This window comes from Pectobacterium aroidearum, from assembly GCF_015689195.1.
GTDB classification, from domain to species: Bacteria; Pseudomonadota; Gammaproteobacteria; order Enterobacterales; family Enterobacteriaceae; genus Pectobacterium; species Pectobacterium aroidearum.
In genome coordinates this window covers 2,416,705-2,434,793 of the sequence record NZ_CP065044.1, presented here as the reverse complement: position 1 = coordinate 2,434,793, position 18,089 = coordinate 2,416,705, and the positions used below count along the sequence as shown (strand labels likewise).

Below are 18,089 nucleotides of genomic sequence, written 5' to 3'. Positions count from 1 at the left end.
AGGTGCGATGAGCAAAGCGTTTGATGATATAAATGATAAAAAGCCAGACAATGTCTGGCTTTTTTACGTTGGTTTATCCGCCCTGAATGACGCTTACTTCACCGGCAACGTGACATCCTTGAACATCGCTTCTATTTCATCATTTGAACGCAGCGCAACGGCAGTATCGACGACATCACGCGTTAAATGCGGAGCAAAACGCTGGATAAAGTCATACATGTAACTACGCAGGAACGTACTGCGACGGAAGCCAATTTTCGTTGTGCTGTAGCTGAAAATACTGTTCGCGTTGATGGTCACCAGATCGGTTTCCGTTTGCGGATCGACCGCCATATTAGCAATCACCCCTACACCCAGACCTAAACGCACGTAGGTTTTAATTACATCGGCATCCGTGGCAGTAAAGACGATACGCGGCGTCAGCCCCGCACGGTTAAACGCGGTATCCAGCTCGGAGCGCCCCGTAAAACCAAAGGTATAGGTGACGATGGGATAAGCAGCCAGCTCTTCAATGGAGATATCTGTTTTGGAGGCCAGCGGGTGATCGGGTTTTACCACCACCGCGCGGTTCCAGTGGTAGCACGGCAGCATGATCAGATCGTCGTACAGGTGGAGCGCTTCGGTCGCAATAGCAAAATCCGCAGACCCTTTCGCAACAGCCTCCGCAATCTGCGTCGGTGACCCCTGATGCATGTGCAGCGACACGCGGGGATAGCGATCGATAAAGCCTTTAATCACACTTGGCAGCGCATAGCGTGCCTGCGTATGCGTGGTCGCCACGTACAACGACCCTTTATCGGGATAAGTGTGCTCTCCGGCAACCGCTTTGATGGCATCGACTTTCGACAACACTTCACGTGCAATGCGGATGACTTCCTGTCCGGCTGGTGTCACCTGTGTCAGGTGTTTTCCACTACGGGCAAAAATCTGAATGCCCAACTCATCCTCCAGCATGCGGACCTGCTTACTGATCCCCGGCTGGGAGGTGTACAACCCTTCTGCGGTAGAAGACACATTCAGGTTGTGATTAACAACTTCAACAATATAACGAAGCTGTTGTAGTTTCATAATTTATCCCATTCCCAATTGAAGTGTGCACGTGGCATCTCACGACGTTCTGACGACGTTCCGTTTTATTGATCTGACTACGCCTTAACCATCTGGCGTATATTTCCATCAATTAATGTCATTTAATCATAAAAATTATTTTTATATAACCATTTTTACATGGTGATAGCGATAAAGAACGCAGTACGTGCGATTATCACCGAGGTAAACCGCATGATTCTCTATCACGGATCAACAATCCTCATGCTACCGCAGGACAATCTTCATACCTCTGTTTTATCTGGAGATTTTCTGCGATCGAAAAAGCCAGCCTTGCGGCTGGCTTGATGTCGCTATTGCTCACACATAACGGGATTATGCGTAAGATGGCAGAAGGTGGTTACTTCTTGCCTTCAACCCATTTGCCATCGATATAAAACGCTGACCAGCCCGTTGCCTTGCCGTCTTTTTCTGACGAGACATATTGCTGTTTGGTCTTACGGCTGAAACGCACCTGCGTCTTGTTGCCATCTTTATCGACCACTGGCGCTTCCGCCAAATAGCGCAGTTTTTCCGGCAGACGATCCTTGAAGCGCACTAATTCTTCTACCAGCGGTGCCCGCGTTTCACGAGATTTCGGGAACGTATTAGCGGCAAGGAACACCCCTGCTGCACCGTCACGCAACACGAAATAAGCATCGGACTTCTCGCAAGGCAGCTCAGGCAACGGCACCGGATCTTCCTTCGGTGGCGCAACATCGCCATTACGCAAGATCTTACGCGTGTTAGTACACGTCTCGCTGGTGCACGCCATGTACTTACCGAAGCGTCCCATTTTGAGATGCATCTCGGAACCACACTTTTCGCACTCAACAATCGGGCCATCATAGCCTTTGATGCGGAACTCGCCGGTTTCGATCTCATACCCGTCACAGGCTGGGTTATTCCCGCAAACGTGCAGCTTGCGCTGATTATCAATCAGGTAGCTGTCCATCGCCGTACCACATTTTTCACAGCGACGACGGGCACGCAGCGCGTTGGTTTCAGCATCATCGCCTTCCAACACGTTCAGCACTTCGTTTTCCGGTATCAGGTTGATCGTGGTTTTGCAGCGCTCTTTCGGCGACAGTGCATAACCGGAACAGCCCAGAAACACCCCGGTGCTGGCAGTACGAATCCCCATTTTGCGAGAGCACGTCGGACAGTCAATGCTGGTCAACACCATCGCATTGGGACGCATGCCGCCTTCTTCCGGATCCTGCTCTGCCTTTTCCAACTGCTGGCTGAATTCGTTGAAGAACTCATCCAACACCGCTTTCCATTCCGCCTGATTATTGGCGACCTGATCGAGACGGCTTTCCATCCGCGCGGTGAAATCGTAATTCATCAATTCGCGGAAGTTTTCTTCCAGCCGATCGGTAACGATTTCGCCCATCTTCTCGGCGTAGAAACGGCGGTTCTCCACTCGAACATAGCCGCGATCCTGAATGGTTGAAATAATAGACGCGTAGGTAGAAGGTCGACCAATACCGCGTTTTTCCAGTTCTTTAACCAGTGATGCATCGCTGTAACGTGCAGGCGGTTTAGTGAAGTGTTGTCCAGGCAGCAGTTTCTGCAGTGACAGCGCTTCGCCCACCGCCACGGTTGGCAGCGTGCGATCTTCATCATTTTTACGCAGCGCAGGCATGACTTTCGTCCAACCATCGAAACGCAGCGTACGGCCTTTCGCACGCAGTTGATAATCGGCCGCTTCCACGATTAACGTGGTGGAATCGTATTGCGCAGGTGTCATTTGACAGGCGACGAACTGACGCCAAATCAACTGATACAACTTCTGCGCATCGGTTTCCATATCTTTCAGGCTGTCGGCCAGCACGCCAACATCGGAAGGACGAATTGCTTCGTGCGCTTCTTGAGAGTTTTCTTTGCTGCTGTAAAGGTTCGCAGATTCGGGCAGATAACGTTTGCCGAATTCTTCGCCAATATAGCCACGCACCATCGTCAAGGCATCCTGACTGAGGTTCGTTGAGTCAGTACGCATGTAAGTGATGTAGCCCGCTTCATACAGACGCTGTGCCATCATCATGGTTTTTTTCACGCCAAAGCCAAGGCGTGTACTGGCGGCCTGTTGCAGCGTTGAGGTAATGAACGGCGCGCCCGGTTTGCTGCTGGTCGGTTTATCTTCACGATCGGCAACCACATAGCGGGCGTTTTCAAGCAGGCTAACCGCAGCCTGTGTTTGTTCTTTATTAACCGGTTTAAACGGCTTGCCGCTATGGTGCGTTACCTGCATTTGCAGTTGAATATCGCTGCCTGCCAGCAAATCGGCGTGCAGTTCCCAATATTCTTCCGGCACAAACGCCTTGATCTCGCGTTCGCGATCGACAATCAGGCGAACCGCAACCGACTGCACGCGTCCGGCAGACAGGCCGCGGGCGATTTTTTTCCACAGCAGCGGGGATACCATGTAACCCACCACGCGATCCATAAACCGACGCGCCTGCTGTGCATTAACGCGATCAATATTCAACGTGTCTGGCTTTTCAAACGCCTGTTTAATGGCATTTTTCGTGATTTCGTTAAACACCACGCGACTGAAACGCTCATCTTCACCACCAATGATTTCCCGCAGGTGCCAGGCAATGGCTTCCCCTTCGCGGTCAAGGTCGGTTGCGAGATAGATGTGGTCGGCATTTTCCGCCAGCGTTTTTAATTCGGAGACAACCTTCTCCTTACCCGGCAGTATTTCGTAGTTGGCTTGCCAGCCATGGTAAGGGTCGACGCCCATACGATTAACCAGCGCGGATTTTTCATCCTTTTTGACTTTCTTTTTCGTTTTATCTTTAGTCGTTGAGTCCGCGCTCTTTTTACTGACTGAGCCACTCGTCGGCAAATCGCGTACATGACCGACGCTGGATTTCACCACGTAGTCATTGCCTAAATACTTATTGATCGTTTTGGCTTTTGCCGGGGACTCGACGATAACGAGAGCTTTACCCATATGTACTATTACCTGCTGAATTCTTCTGAAAATCAGATATTTTTCGGGGCATCCAGAGCGGATTCTACTGACTGCGCAAAATCCCACACTCTACCTGATAAATACTGCCACGCAACCTAATTAGCATGGAAATCCGGTTTTATCCGCTTCCTGCCATACGGAATATCGGCAGGTAAGCCCCTAAAATGTAGCCCATTTGCATTATAATCTACCCTTTACGCTGAAACCGTATCGCAGTACCCTTTCCCTTGATGCGACTATTTGAAATAGCCCTATTGATTGTTGAAATAGCGGTATCGGTTTTCGAAGTAACGTCGTTAATAAATCGCATTCCGTTGATAGACCGCGCATTGTAGATTGCGTGCAACTACCCCCTTTTCAAGGGTGAGTACAGGAGTAAGAATCATGTCACCTGAACATCAGGTTAACGAAGAAAAGCGTCCTATTGACCGCCAGAGCTTATTAGTTGAAGCCAATGACATCATTAAACATCACGATGACTATTTGCATGGCATGGTCGCTGATAGCGTAGAACAAAAAAACGGCGTGCTGGTTTTTCGCGGTGAGTTTTTTCTCGATGAGAATGGAATGCCAACCTTAAAAAGCACTGCGGTATTTAACATGTTCAAGCATCTTGCACATGTTTTATCCGAAAAATATTATCTGATTGATTAAAAGCAAATGCCCGCGAACTGCGGGCATTTGATCGTGTAGTGCTTAACTGGAGCGATTACAACAGGGGCTTTGAACCACGTTGCCACCAGCGCAGCATCAGTCGTTCTGCCGTATCCCCAGCGCTGCCCGTCAGGCGATCCAACAGGCGTTTACGGCGCGTATAACGCACACTTAATACTTCATGGCTGGCCATTTCAGCAATCAGCAGATCGTCACTGGTGCCAATGGCGTCAATCAATCCCAGATCTTTCGCCTGCGTGCCAAACCAGTGCTCTCCTGTCGCAACCGAATCAATATCCAACGAAGGGCGCATCTGCTGCACAAAATCCTTAAACAGCGTATGCGTGACATTCAGATCTTCGCGAAATTTCTCACGGCCTTGTTCGGTATTCTCACCAAACAGCGTCAACGTACGCTTGAATTCACCGGCGGTGTGCAGCTCAACATCAATGTCTTTGTTTTTCAGCAAACGGTGGAAATTGGGAATTTGTGCCACGACACCAATAGAACCCACAATCGCAAAAGGAGCCGCTACAATACGGTCAGCCACGCAGGCCATCATATAACCACCGCTGGCAGCCACTTTATCCACGGCTACGGTCAAACGCACACCGCCCTGACGTAAACGTTGTAATTGCGAAGCCGCTAGCCCATAGCCGTGCACCACACCACCGGGGCTTTCGAGACGCAACAGCACTTCATCCTGCGGCTTCGCGACAGCCAGTACGGCGGAAATCTCTTCGCGCAGTGAACTGACCTCGCCCGCATCCATACTGCCGTTGAAATCGAGAACGTACAGGCACGGTTTGACACTTTTCTCTTCACCACGTTTGGCGCGCTGTTTATCTTGTTTCGCGGTTTCTTTGTCTTTCTTCTTTTCTTGTTTCGATAGCAGCTTACGTTCGGTGTCGCTCATACAGGCAGTCTGCATTTCGCGCTGCATTTCCTGATATTGCTCGCCCAGATTCGTGACCTGCAACTCACCTTTATGCTGGCGCTTACGCTGCGTCATCCCGAATGCCAGAACGACTAACGCACCAATAGCCACCACGATAGTGAGTACCTTAGCCAGGAATAAACCGTACAGAGAAAGTAATTCCACAAACACCGTCCTCATTGACTGCGTATTAATTAATGTTGGTTTACTCACCAACCGTGGCATTGACGTCGTGCGCCATACCCTTCCTATAACCTAACTGATGGCACGCAATATGGCGATGTTATTCCTGCGTTTTTTATGCCTATTGCTGATTTTTACAACAGCACAGGGATAAATAGAGACAGTCTCATTGAAAACGTACGACATTTGAGGCATAACACCCCCATTCACCCTGCCCGGATGCGCCGTCATCTGGCGTTCTGAGCGGTACGCCCCGATACATCTCGCCGTGCCGACACTCAATGGCAGGTTCATTATCTGAAGCGTGGCTGTTTTGCGCCACGGCAAGAGGAATTCATTGTGCATTACCAGCCTAAAATCGATTTACTGCAAAACCGCATCATTCTGATCACTGGTGCCGGTGACGGCATTGGCCGGGAAGCCGCGTTGACCTACGCTCGCTACGGGGCACACGTCATTTTATTAGGACGAACAGAAAGTAAACTTCAGGCGGTTAAACAGCAAATCGAGCAGGAACACGGTACGCCAGCACACGTTGTGGTCTGCGATATGCTGGCCTTATCCTCCGCACAGTGCTTTCAACTGGCTGACGAACTGGCACAGGTTGTACCGCATCTGGACGGTGTTCTTCACAACGCCGGGCTGCTCGGGGAAATCGTGCCTATCACACAGCAAACGCCAGAGATCTGGCATCAGGTTATGCAGGTTAACGTCAACGCCACCTTCATGCTGACACAGGCGCTGCTGCCGCTGTTATTGAAATCATCTTGCGCGTCTCTGGTTTTCACCAGTTCGAGCGTAGGTCGCGAAGGTCGAGCTGGCTGGGGAGCTTACTCCGTATCCAAGTTCGCGACAGAAGGCCTGATGCAAGTACTGGCAGAAGAATATCGCTCACAAAACCTGCGCGTGAATTGTATTAACCCCGGCGGAACGCGTACGGGAATGCGTGCATCGGCGTTCCCCAATGAAGATCCGATGAGGCTGAAAACGCCAGCAGATATTATGCCGCTGTATCTTTATCTGATGGGTGATGACAGCCGCCGCAAGACGGGGATGAGTTTTGACGCACAGCCGGGCAGAAAAGCCGGTCCAGCCGAATAAGAGAGCAGAACACGTACGATGAGCGATGAACGCCACCAGCAGCGCCAGCAACGCCTGAAAGAAAAGGTCGACACCCGTATTGCCGCCGCAAATGAAACGCGCGGTATCCTGATTGTCTTCACCGGTAACGGGAAAGGAAAAACCACGGCCGCGTTTGGCACCGTCACGCGGGCAATCGGCCACGGATTACGAGCAGGCGTGATCCAGTTTATCAAAGGCGAATGGCCAAACGGTGAGAAGAACCTGTTGCAACAGCACGGCGTGGAATTTCAGGTCATGTCGACCGGCTTTACCTGGGAGACGCAGAACCGTCAAACGGATACGGAAGCAGCGCAGCATGTCTGGCAGCATGGCAAACGAATGCTGGCCGATACACAGCTTGATCTCGTCGTGTTAGACGAACTGACGTATATGATTAGTTATGACTATCTGGATTTAAGTGACGTTGTCACTGCACTGAAGCAGCGCCCTGCCGGACAAACGGTCATTATTACTGGTCGTGGTTGCCATCGTGATTTGCTGGAAATGGCCGATACCGTGACGGAAATGCGCCCTGTCAAACATGCGTTTGATAACGGGATTCAGGCACAGCAAGGCATTGACTGGTAAAACCGCCATCAGTGAGAAAAGAAATATCGTGAAATGAAAACGGGCAGCGCAAGCTGCCCGTGAAGCATAGAAATAATGATATTAGCCGTTGCGTTTCGGTTTCGGAGACGTACGGCGGGCCGGAGCGGTACTAATCTGGCTGTGGCGTTTTACCGCACGACGGATTTGATTCGCTTTCACCCGACGACGTTCGCGCTCAACTGGCAGCTTCGATACCGTTTCTGCCGGAAGCTGCACCAGCTCACGCAGATAATTCAGCTGTTCCAGCGGCATTTCTGCCCAGCCACCGCGCGGCAGACCTTTCGGCAGCGTAATATCGCCATAGCGCACGCGAATCAGGCGGCTCACCTGCACGCCAACCGCTTCCCACAGACGGCGAACTTCACGGTTACGCCCTTCTGTCAGCGTCACGTTATACCACTGGTTCAGACCTTCACCGCCCTGATAGCGGATCGTACGGAACGACGCTGGGCCGTCTTCCAACTGGACGCCTTTGCTCAGTTGTTTGATCTTTTCGTCGTCCACTTCACCGAAGACCCGCACGGCGTATTCACGCTCAACCTCACGGCTAGGATGCATCAGGCGATTGGCTAACTCACCGTCGGTCGTGAACAGCAGCAGACCGGACGTGTTCACGTCGAGACGCCCTACCGCCACCCAGCGAGAGCCCTGAATTTTCGGCAGACGGTCAAACACCGTCGGGCGGCCATCAGGATCGTTGCGGGTACACAGCTCGCCTTCTGGTTTGTAATACACCAGCACGCGACACACGGTTTCTTCGGTTTCCTTAACGGTAACCACATGACCATCAATACGGATTTTGGTGGCTTTCGTCACTTCAACGCGGTCGCCCAGTGTGGCAACTTTACCGTCAACGCTGACGCGTCCAGCCTGAATGATACCTTCAATTTCGCGGCGTGAGCCATGTCCGGCGCGCGCCAGAACTTTTTGTAACTTTTCGCTCATTGAGCAACCTCTAGTGTCGCCTTCCCAGGCGTCGGGGGGAGTCATAACTGCTGATAAAATTCAGCTAGTTACGTAAAAATAGTGTGTACGTAAAAATCGTTCGTAGTATTCAATGCTGGCGCGATTATACCGATCTTCGCGCCATTTGTATTCCCATTGTTACAACCTGTCGCAGCGTCTTCTATAAGAATGGCGTGACATCGCCAGTGCCTTCGCGGGCAACGCGCGGTGCGGATTCAGTCAGGTCGATAACCGTTGTCGGCTGTTGACCCAGCGAGCCACCGTGAATAATCAAATCCACTTGTTTTCCCAATCTTTCCTGAATTTCTTCGGGATCGGACTCGGCGAAATCATTTCCCGGCAACATCAGCGTTGTCGACATCAACGGTTCATTCAACGCGGCCAGCAGTTCCAACGCGATGGGATTGGACGGCACGCGCAGGCCGATGGTTTTACGCTTTTCGTTCATTAAGCGGCGAGGGACTTCTTTCGTCGCTTTCAGAATGAAGGTGTAGTTGCCCGGCGTATTATTTTTAATTAACCGGAAAGCCGCGTTATCAACATGGGCATACGTCGAGAGTTCGGACAAATCGCGGCACATCAACGTGAAGTTATGATCGCTACCCAGATCGCGAATCCGGCAGATACGTTCCAGCGCGTTTTTTTCGCCCAACATACAGCCCAACGCATAACCGGAATCCGTGGGATAAACAATCACCCCACCTTTATGCAGAAACTCCACCGATTGGTTGATCAATCGCGGCTGCGGATTCTGCGGGTGAATATAGAAAAACTGGCTCATGACCCTACCTCATACGTCTGACATTGCGCAGCGTTGTGCACCCTGACCGCGCATCATACAACATCGTAACAATACTCCCGAACCTCAACCGTGCGCATCGTGCAATGCGTTCACGTCGGTGACAAAGTCCGAATGTTCCATCTTCTAACTGACTATTGTAGAACGTGTTTACTGTAAAAAAATTTATTTTATTCAGTCGGAACTCACCGCCCGGTTTTACTACTCATAGATATTGGGTAACGCATAAAACCATTAACTTGTTTTAAAAAGGACATACCATGTTTATCCGCGCTTCACACCCTGCACAAGCAAGCGCATCTTCAGATATTGCTAATATTATACGCACCTCTGATTTATCAAAGGGTTCACTTCAGGCGATGAAGGACTTCAAGTCGAATCCGGAGAGATTTTTGGCGCAAAATATCTTGGATATATCAGGCGTAATGAAGAGTAATGATCGAACGAGCACTACCTCCATGCTCAATGATGTTCTTAAAAAAGGGTATTTCGCCCTCATTCCATCCGAAAATGGAAATAGTAAATTTCATCTCAAACCCGTCAATGTTTCCACGGTGGCAGAGGCAGAAAATGTCATTTACGCACACTGGATCCCGTTCAAGAGCGGTAATGTCACGCCTGGATATACAGATATTCCGAAAATTCCACATCATGCGCCACGTGACGACAGTGCGATTTTTGCCTTTACGCCCGGCATGAATGGATGCGCGTTAGAAGTGAGAGAACATCCCACTCGCGATAATTATTATCGAATTTTTCATAATCAGCATCCAACCAGCCAGGTACAGACGGACCTTATTGACGAAATCGCAGGCAGCAAAGTCGATGCTTTTACTGAAAGTGAATATTTTCAGCACAATAATGCTTTATTAATGCCTGTCGCGGCTAACATCATGCATTTTGATAACAGACAGGGCGGATGGGCGTTTATCAGCCAGCCTCAGGGCATCAACATGCACAACAATGCAGTTGAAAGAATGTCCAACAGCAATATTATTTTCAGGTATATGACTGAGTAACGCACGCGGTTATTCAGAGAACAGGCCAGCGTTAATTTACCAACACGGGATGATGCCAAACAGGTTCGACATCGGCAGGCAGCCACAGCTTGCGGCCCAGCTCAATCCAGGCACACGGCAGGTGGAAATCCGATCCTTGTGACGCCATCAGGTTGAAATCCCGCGCATAGCGCCCCAACTGCGTCCGTTCATCTGGTGCCTGTTGGCATTGCGCCACTTCCATCGCGATCCCGCCGTTTTCTGCGAAGGTAGCTAACAGACGCTTTAGCCATTTGGCCGTCAAATCGTAGCGCCCCGGATGCGCCAACACCGATACACCGCCGGATTGATGAATAGCCTCGATCGCTTGCGGTATGGTGCACCACTGCGGTGGCACATAACCGATTTTGCCTTTCGCCAGATATTTTTTGAACACCTGATTCATATTCGCCGCGATGCCCAGTTCGATCAGATAACGTGCAAAATGCGCGCGTGTAATCTGTCCGCCCGTGGCCAGACGCTGTGCGCCAGCCAGCGCATCAGGAATGCGGTTTTTTTCCAGACGAGCCGCGATCTGTTCCGCCCGACTCTGTCGACACTCCGCCTGCTGTTGCAGCAACCTCGTCAGCGCTGAGTGTGCACTATCCATCCCCAATCCGACAATATGGATCTCATGGTTTTCCCACAGCGTGGAGATCTCCACGCCGGGAATCAATCTCAGCGGCAGCCCCTGTTGTGCAATCGCATTCTGCGCTTCTTCAAGCCCAGCCGTCGTGTCGTGATCGGTAATCGCCAGCACGCTCACCCGCATGTCTACCGCGCGACTGACCAGCGCCGTCGGCGTTAAAAGACCGTCAGATGCCGTGGTATGGCTATGCAAATCATAAAGTGGGAACGACGATATCGGTTGAGAATCTTCTGGCACAAGCCTATCCATTAACAAGAATAATGCGAAGACCGCATGATGCCATCAATGGGAGGAAAAGGGTAATTCTCATCTATCTATAAGTGCCCTTTTCTCTCCTTTTCCTGCGAGATTTTTAAGGTACTTCCAAGATACGCAAATTGTTTTCCAATAAGGAAGCCACAAACAACGCACACAGGAAACTTATCCCTTTAACAAAGCATGCAATACCTGTAAGGAAAACAAAATCATTATAGCCAGAATGATTCCCAGATAATAAAAAAAACGAATATAAGAAAAAAAAGCTGCTCATTACCACCTCTGTTTTTGATGCTAGCAATGCACGTTTAATGCTCTTCGAATTTTCAAATTTATTTGTCCTGTCCCATTTTATTGAAAGACCAAACAGAGATGAAATGACTCCGTAAATAAAAGTCCACTCTAACGCCCGAGCCATAATCCCATAATAAAAAACAGAAAGAACCCTTGAGCAATTAAGCATTCTAAAACAGGCCATTTTTTCAATAAAGGCACTTATTAACATGCATAAAAAGAAAAAAATCACTTCATAAGGCATAGCTAAATAAACATTTTCACTCAAGAGGAAAAGGCTCATCATCACCATAATATGAAGTGATACTAGCGAAAGAATGGGTTTGACTCTAGATGTGCTATGTCTAATTTCCATGATTCTTTGATTGAGGGTCATTTTATTTTCACTAGAAAAACCAAAGTACAGTCGCCAATGTTTAAGTAATTGTTGAACAGGTCCCGCAGTCCATCTGATTTGCTGTTTTTTCATATCAGAAAAAGTGGTGGGAATCAGTCCTCTTCCTACTGTGTCGGCAAATACATAACCTATATATCCTTGCGCATGCATTCTCACTGCAAGCTCGGAATCCTCTGTCAATGCGGTTTCATCCCATCCTCCTACCTTCTCCAATATATTTTTCCTCAAAATACACATCGTCCCGACGGTAAATGCAGAGTTAATTTCTGTATATGATGGCAGCTCTACTTTATGAAATAATGTCCAAAAGTAATAGGCACCTTCCATAACATGGCTTGATTGATGATTATAGTAATCATGGCTAGTCTGAACAAAGCCGACGTTTTCATCTTTAAATATTCTGACATAACGTCGAATGAAATCTGGCTCAGTAATATAATCTGCATCAATAACAGCGATTAACTCAGTATCAAAAGACGTAATTTTTAATGCGTAATTCAGCGCTCCAGCTTTTGCTCCTGCAAGTACAGGAATATGATAAAATCTGAATTTCTCACCCAACATGTCACAATGCTTTTTTACGGGGTTCCAGAGTGCTTCATCCTGAGTATTATTATCTATGACGATAACTTCATAATTGTCATAATCTAATGCAAAAATACTATTAAGTGTATTAATTACTATTTCAGGCGGCTCTGAATAACAAGGCAGGTGAATAGTGACTTTTGGTGAATATATCTCACTACAATCCTGAATATGCGCCACTTTTTTATTTCGCTTAAAATTAAGATAAAACAAAGAGTTTTGAGAAAACGGGGAATAGTAAAATGAATAAATCGACGTTATTATTGAAAATGAAAAGATAGTAATAAAAATAGCCTGAAGGCCATGTTCGACAAACATCTCATAAAAAGAAAATACATAACTGAGCAGACATAAAAGCAAAGTAGTACTAATTGCTGTAAGACCCGAACCGAAGGGGGTTATCATTCCTGAGTATCTGTACCATGTGAAAGAGATCATACTGCCGACGAAGAACAGTACCAAAAAATAAATAAGCGGCCACGATGACAGGAAAGATGCCGCCATAAATAACAGAAAAAAAACCAGCATCAATACGTTGACATTGGCCTTCTCACCATAGTTTCCTTTTGAAAAAATATATAGTGACACAGATCTTATCATCACCAAAAAAGCTGCAATATATAAAATCCCGTCTCTATCAAGAGAGATAAATTCAAACATTAAAAAATCCCATTAAAAAAATTTGAAATAATCAGGGAATGATAATTTTCACAAAATAATGTAGTGACATTACAACACCCTAATGATTATAACCTTCATGGTTAACGCAGTATTAATATACTTATTCGCCAACTTATGATTAATGACAAACGATGACATTATTTTGATTATCTATGTCAAAAAACCCCACATATGACAATACTTATCAATGACACTGTTTTGCCATTAAATGACATTTTTGATAAATTAAATTTTATCTCATGAAGTTACTTATTGGATGAGATAAAAACAATAAAACAAGGAGTATTACATCATGTATTTAATAAGAAGAAAATATATAACATCATTAGAGACTATATTAAAAAAGGAAGGGGTAAACGTAGACGCACTATCAAACGATACAACAATACGTGACAGGGGTGAAGAAAGTGATGATGAATTCACCAGTGTTTATAACATTCAAGCGTTGCTTGACATTGCCTATGCCAGCCAGGGAAAAGAAAGTTTTGGGCTACTATCTTATGAATATTTTCATCCTGGTGATTATGACATTGTTAATTACATTATGATGAGTAGTGACAATCTATTACATGCGCTTGAATGCCTTTGCCGTTTTTCCAGACTGTTATACAGCGGATGCCAACTAACGTTAGATAAAAAAAACACAAAAACATACTGTATTGGATTTACTTATCTCTATCCACAAGATAAAAACAACGAAATCATCCGTCAATTTCATGAATTAACAGTCGCCAGTTTACTGGCTTATTGCCAGTGGCTCACTGCGGCTAATTTTACTCATTTTTCTGCCATGGAGTTTAGTTATCCACAACCCTATAGCATAAGAAAATACGAAACGCTATTTGCTTGCCCAATGACCTTTGGCACAGATCGAAATCGTGTTTATCTGAATGCAGAAACACTGTTAATGCCATTAGTTACGTCCAATGCATCACTTTTCAAGTTGCACGAAAAACACGCAACCTGCTTGATCGACATTCTTTTTAATAAAACAATAAAGGGCCGGGTAAGAGACAGCATTAGCAAAAGACTAGAAACCGGTTCATGCAATATTCATTCTGTCGCATCTGACCTCTTTATGACTCCACGGACATTGCAGAGGCGTCTGGAAGAAGAAGGGGCTTATTTCAAGGATATACTTGAGGAAGTAAAAATGAATCTTGCAGAATATTACCTCATATATAGCCAATACCCACTTTCTCAAGTTGCTGAATTGGTTGGATATAAAGAGCTCAGCAGCTTCCACCGAGCATGCCTGCGCTGGTTCAGGTCATCTCCTGGATTCTTTCGCGAGAGAGGTGGCAGGAAGGCATGCTTGCCCATGAAATGACATAACTGCTGCCTTTTTATGACGTAAAGCATGGATAAAATAATCCTATTGCAGGTGTTGACATTTTATCGACGAACCAGTTAACTAGTACACAAGCTCAGCGCAGTAATCCGAACACAAACAGCGAGATGATGATAATGGCAACGCAGAAAATGATGAAGCATGGTTGGTGGCACTCTTCCCTATCGCGGGTGGACTAATCACGCATCGCTGTTATCACACATGCAGATATTCCCAGGCCCGCTTAACTAAGCGGGCTTTTTATTTGATGGGCACAACATTAAACGGGTAGCAAGAATGCAAACAACACAACCTAAACTGGAACTGCTGCGTACCGAGGCCGTTTACCGTAACGACCCCAGCGCCATCTTCCATCAGCTCTGCGGTGCCAGACCAGCCACGTTGCTGTTAGAGTCGGCTGAAATCGACAGTAAGGAAAACCTGAAAAGCCTGTTAATCGTTGATAGCGCGCTACGCATTACTGCGCTGGGCCAGCACGTTTCCATTCAGGCATTAACGGCGAACGGTGCCAGCCTCCTGCCGCTTCTGGATGCCGCACTGCCAGCGGAAATTATTAATCAACCGCGTCCGAACGGTCGTGAGCTCACTTTTCCACTGGCAGACGTCATGCAAGATGAAGACGCTCGTCTGCGTTCGCTGTCGGTCTTTGATGCCTTACGTCAAATTTTGACGCTGGTTGCCAGCCCGGCAGAGGAGCGTGAAGCCATGTTCCTCGGTGGCCTGTTTGCCTACGATTTGGTTGCCGGGTTTGAAGCGTTACCCACGCTGAGCCAACAACAGCGCTGCCCGGACTTTTGCTTCTATCTGGCAGAAACACTGCTGGTGCTCGATCACCAAAAACGCGTGACCGCGCTGCAAGCCAGCCTGTTTACGCCAAACCACAGCGAAAAGCAGCGGCTGCAACAGCGTCTGGAACAGCTACAGTTTCAGCTTACCCAGCCCGCTCCCGCACTGCCGCGTCAGTCCATCGAGAATATGACGTTGAGCTGCAATCAGAGCGATGAAGCCTTCGGCGAGGTTGTCAGCCAGATGCAGGAAGCCATCCGCATCGGTGAAATTTTCCAGGTCGTGCCGTCACGCCGTTTTTCTCTGCCGTGTCCTTCACCGCTGGCCGCTTACCAAACGCTGAAAGATAACAACCCGAGTCCTTACATGTTTTACATGCAGGATCAGGACTTCACGCTGTTCGGCGCCTCGCCGGAAAGCTCACTGAAATACGATGCCGACAGCCGCCAAATCGAAATTTACCCGATTGCGGGTACCCGCCCGCGTGGTCGCCGCGCCGATGGTTCGCTGGATCGCGATCTCGATAGCCGTATTGAGTTAGAAATGCGTACCGACCATAAAGAGCTGGCTGAACATCTGATGTTGGTGGATTTAGCCCGTAACGATCTGGCGCGCATCTGTCAGCCCGGCAGCCGTTACGTTGCCGATCTGACCAAAGTTGACCGCTATTCCTTCGTCATGCATTTGGTCTCTCGCGTGGTGGGGACGCTGCGTGAAGATCTGGATGTGCTGCACGCCTACCGCGCCTGCATGAATATGGGCACGCTGAGCGGTGCGCCGAAAGTTCGGGCAATGCAGTTGATTGCCGAGAGTGAGAAAACTCGCCGCGGTAGCTACGGCGGCGCGGTGGGCTATTTTACCGCTCACGGCGATCTGGATACCTGCATCGTGATTCGCTCCGCCTATGTCGAAGACGGTATTGCCACCGTTCAGGCGGGTGCGGGCGTGGTTCTGGATTCCAACCCTCAGGCTGAAGCCGACGAAACGCGTAATAAAGCCCGGGCCGTACTGCGAGCGATTGCCAGTGCGCACCATGCAAAGGAGATTTTCTGATGGCCGACATCCTGCTGCTCGATAATATCGACTCATTCACCTACAACCTGGTGGATCAACTGCGTGCCAGCGGTCATCAGGTCGTGATTTACCGTAACCATCTGCCTGCCGATGTGATCATCGCGCGGTTACAGCAAATGGAAAAACCGATTCTGATGCTCTCCCCCGGCCCCGGTACGCCAGCCGAAGCGGGCTGTATGCCGGAACTACTGCAACGTCTGCGCGGTCAGTTGCCGATTATCGGCATTTGCCTCGGCCATCAGGCCATTGTGGAAGCCTACGGCGGCCATGTCGGTCAGGCAGGCGAAATCCTGCACGGCAAAGCATCTGCCATCGACCACGATGCCAGCGGCATGTTTAGCGGTCTGCCGCATCCGCTACCGGTCGCCCGCTACCACTCGCTGGTCGGCAGCAGTATTCCTTCTACGCTGACCGTCAACGCACACTTCAACACGATGGTGATGGCCGTGCGTAACGACGCCGATCGCGTCTGCGGTTTCCAATTCCACCCGGAGTCGATCCTGACCACGCACGGCGCTCGACTGCTGGAACAAACGCTGGACTGGGCGCTGGCTTAACGAGGGATACGATTATGCAACTGTCTTCTACGCAACCATCTTCTAAGACCCGGGAACCGTCTACTGCTCAGGATGTCGTCACCATGCAAAATATACTGGAAAAATTATACCGTGCAGAAAGCATCAGCCGTCAGGAAAGTCAGGCGCTGTTTGGTGCCATTATTCGCGGCGAACTGGAAGCCAGCCAACTGGCAGCGGCGCTGATTAGCATGAAGGTGCGCGGCGAGCATCCCGATGAAATCGCCGGTGCCGCCACCGCATTGCTGGCCGATGCACAGCCGTTCCCTCGCCCTGACTATTTATTTGCCGATATCGTCGGCACCGGCGGTGACGGTACGAACAGCATCAACATTTCAACCGCCAGTGCCTTCGTGGCTGCCAGTTGCGGCCTGAAAATCGCCAAGCACGGCAACCGCAGCGTCTCCAGCCGTTCCGGTTCATCCGATTTGCTTTCTGCTTTCGGTATTAAGCTGGACATGAGCGCGCAGGATTCACGTCAGGCGCTGGACGATTTGGGCGTGTGTTTCCTGTTTGCCCCGCAATATCATCTGGGTTTCCGCCATGCTATGCCAGTGCGCCAGCAGCTCAAAACCCGCACCGTCTTCAACGTGCTGGGGCCACTGGTTAACCCCGCTCGTCCGCCGCTGGCGCTGATTGGCGTGTATAGCCCTGAACTGGTTCGGCCTATCGCCGAAACATTGAAGGTGCTGGGCTACCAGCGTGCCGCCGTTGTGCATGGCGGCGGGATGGATGAAGTCGCCATTCATGCGCCGACACAGGTGGCTGAATTAAACAATGGCGAGATCGAAACCTACGAACTGACGCACCGCGATTTCGGACTGGATACGTATTCGCTGTCGGCATTACAAGGCGGTACGCCAGAAGAAAACCGTGACATTCTCGCGTCACTACTACAAGGTAAAGGTGAACGCGCGCACGCTGCTGCGGTTGCCGCCAATGTTGCGCTGCTCCTGAGATTATTCGGACAAGAAAATTTGCGCCAGAATGCGCAACAGGCGCTTGAAGTCATTCATAGTGGACAGGCTTATCAGCGCGTTATCGCACTGTCCGCGAGAGGGTAAGG

Annotated in this window: 15 protein-coding genes and 1 other annotated feature; of the genes, 8 read left to right on the top strand and 7 right to left on the bottom strand. The window is 49.1% G+C overall.

Annotated features, from left to right (window positions below):
- Window positions 1–93 precede the first annotated feature (93 nt).
- Window positions 94–1,068, bottom strand: a complete 975-nt coding sequence (cysB, locus tag I2D83_RS10950; protein WP_015840250.1) for an HTH-type transcriptional regulator CysB — start codon at window positions 1,066–1,068, stop codon at window positions 94–96.
- 379 nt (window positions 1,069–1,447) lie between these two features.
- A complete protein-coding gene (gene topA, locus I2D83_RS10945; RefSeq protein WP_182099697.1) occupies window positions 1,448–4,048 on the bottom strand; it encodes a type I DNA topoisomerase in 2,601 nt (866 codons plus the stop codon).
- A 405-nt stretch (window positions 4,049–4,453) separates the two neighbouring features.
- On the opposite strand from topA, the gene I2D83_RS10940 reads away from it, so the two are divergent.
- A complete protein-coding gene (locus I2D83_RS10940; protein WP_180776824.1) occupies window positions 4,454–4,723 on the top strand; it encodes a YciN family protein in 270 nt (89 codons plus the stop codon).
- Between the two features lie 55 nt (window positions 4,724–4,778).
- On the opposite strand, the gene sohB is transcribed toward I2D83_RS10940, so the two are convergent.
- The gene (gene sohB, locus I2D83_RS10935; RefSeq protein ID WP_180776825.1) at window positions 4,779–5,825 is read right to left on the bottom strand and encodes a protease SohB; all 1,047 of its coding nucleotides are present in this window, start codon (window positions 5,823–5,825) and stop codon (window positions 4,779–4,781) included.
- Window positions 5,826–6,182: 357 nt separating this feature from the next.
- On the opposite strand from sohB, the gene I2D83_RS10930 reads away from it, so the two are divergent.
- Together I2D83_RS10930 and cobO are read left to right on the top strand one after the other, a co-directional pair.
- Window positions 6,183–6,944, top strand: coding sequence for a YciK family oxidoreductase (locus I2D83_RS10930; RefSeq protein WP_205948084.1), 762 nt, complete (start codon window positions 6,183–6,185; stop codon window positions 6,942–6,944).
- A gap of 18 nt (window positions 6,945–6,962) precedes the next feature.
- Window positions 6,963–7,553 (top strand): cob(I)yrinic acid a,c-diamide adenosyltransferase, encoded by a 591-nt coding sequence (cobO, locus tag I2D83_RS10925; RefSeq protein WP_205948083.1) that lies wholly within the window; start codon window positions 6,963–6,965, stop codon window positions 7,551–7,553.
- An 81-nt stretch (window positions 7,554–7,634) separates the two neighbouring features.
- Here cobO and rluB read toward each other — a convergent pair whose 3' ends face one another.
- Window positions 7,635–8,519: a 23S rRNA pseudouridine(2605) synthase RluB gene (gene rluB / locus I2D83_RS10920; protein WP_015840244.1), complete on the bottom strand. Its 885-nt coding sequence runs from the start codon at window positions 8,517–8,519 to the stop codon at window positions 7,635–7,637.
- Window positions 8,520–8,700: 181 nt separating this feature from the next.
- The gene (locus I2D83_RS10915) at window positions 8,701–9,321 is read right to left on the bottom strand and encodes an L-threonylcarbamoyladenylate synthase (RefSeq protein WP_180776829.1); all 621 of its coding nucleotides are present in this window, start codon (window positions 9,319–9,321) and stop codon (window positions 8,701–8,703) included.
- A 278-nt stretch (window positions 9,322–9,599) separates the two neighbouring features.
- Here I2D83_RS10915 and I2D83_RS10910 point away from each other — a divergent pair, with 278 nt between their 5' ends.
- Window positions 9,600–10,358, top strand: coding sequence for a hypothetical protein (locus I2D83_RS10910; RefSeq protein ID WP_181846738.1), 759 nt, complete (start codon window positions 9,600–9,602; stop codon window positions 10,356–10,358).
- Window positions 10,359–10,389: 31 nt separating this feature from the next.
- Here I2D83_RS10910 and rnm read toward each other — a convergent pair whose 3' ends face one another.
- Together rnm and I2D83_RS10900 are read right to left on the bottom strand one after the other, a co-directional pair.
- Window positions 10,390–11,274 carry an RNase RNM gene (gene rnm / locus I2D83_RS10905; protein WP_181846737.1) on the bottom strand — a complete coding sequence of 295 codons (885 nt, stop codon included), beginning with the start codon at window positions 11,272–11,274 and terminating at the stop codon, window positions 10,390–10,392.
- Window positions 11,275–11,377: 103 nt separating this feature from the next.
- Window positions 11,378–13,216 (bottom strand): glycosyltransferase family 2 protein, encoded by a 1,839-nt coding sequence (locus I2D83_RS10900; RefSeq protein WP_205948082.1) that lies wholly within the window; start codon window positions 13,214–13,216, stop codon window positions 11,378–11,380.
- Between the two features lie 313 nt (window positions 13,217–13,529).
- On the opposite strand from I2D83_RS10900, the gene I2D83_RS10895 reads away from it, so the two are divergent.
- The 4 genes from I2D83_RS10895 (at window position 13,530) to trpD (ending at window position 18,087) form a co-directional block, all read left to right on the top strand.
- Window positions 13,530–14,567, top strand: a complete 1,038-nt coding sequence (locus I2D83_RS10895) for an AraC family transcriptional regulator (RefSeq protein ID WP_181828507.1) — start codon at window positions 13,530–13,532, stop codon at window positions 14,565–14,567.
- Between the two features lie 161 nt (window positions 14,568–14,728).
- Window positions 14,729–14,833 (top strand) — a sequence feature (Trp leader region).
- 31 nt (window positions 14,834–14,864) lie between these two features.
- Window positions 14,865–16,427 carry an anthranilate synthase component 1 gene (locus I2D83_RS10890; protein WP_180776831.1) on the top strand — a complete coding sequence of 521 codons (1,563 nt, stop codon included), beginning with the start codon at window positions 14,865–14,867 and terminating at the stop codon, window positions 16,425–16,427.
- Complete coding sequence (locus I2D83_RS10885) at window positions 16,427–17,005, top strand: glutamine amidotransferase-related protein (protein ID WP_015730465.1); 579 nt, start codon at window positions 16,427–16,429, stop codon at window positions 17,003–17,005. Before I2D83_RS10890 ends, I2D83_RS10885 begins: the two co-directional genes overlap by 1 nt.
- 83 nt (window positions 17,006–17,088) lie before the next feature.
- Window positions 17,089–18,087, top strand: a complete 999-nt coding sequence (gene trpD / locus I2D83_RS10880) for an anthranilate phosphoribosyltransferase (RefSeq protein WP_043881760.1) — start codon at window positions 17,089–17,091, stop codon at window positions 18,085–18,087.
- Window positions 18,088–18,089 lie beyond the last annotated feature (2 nt).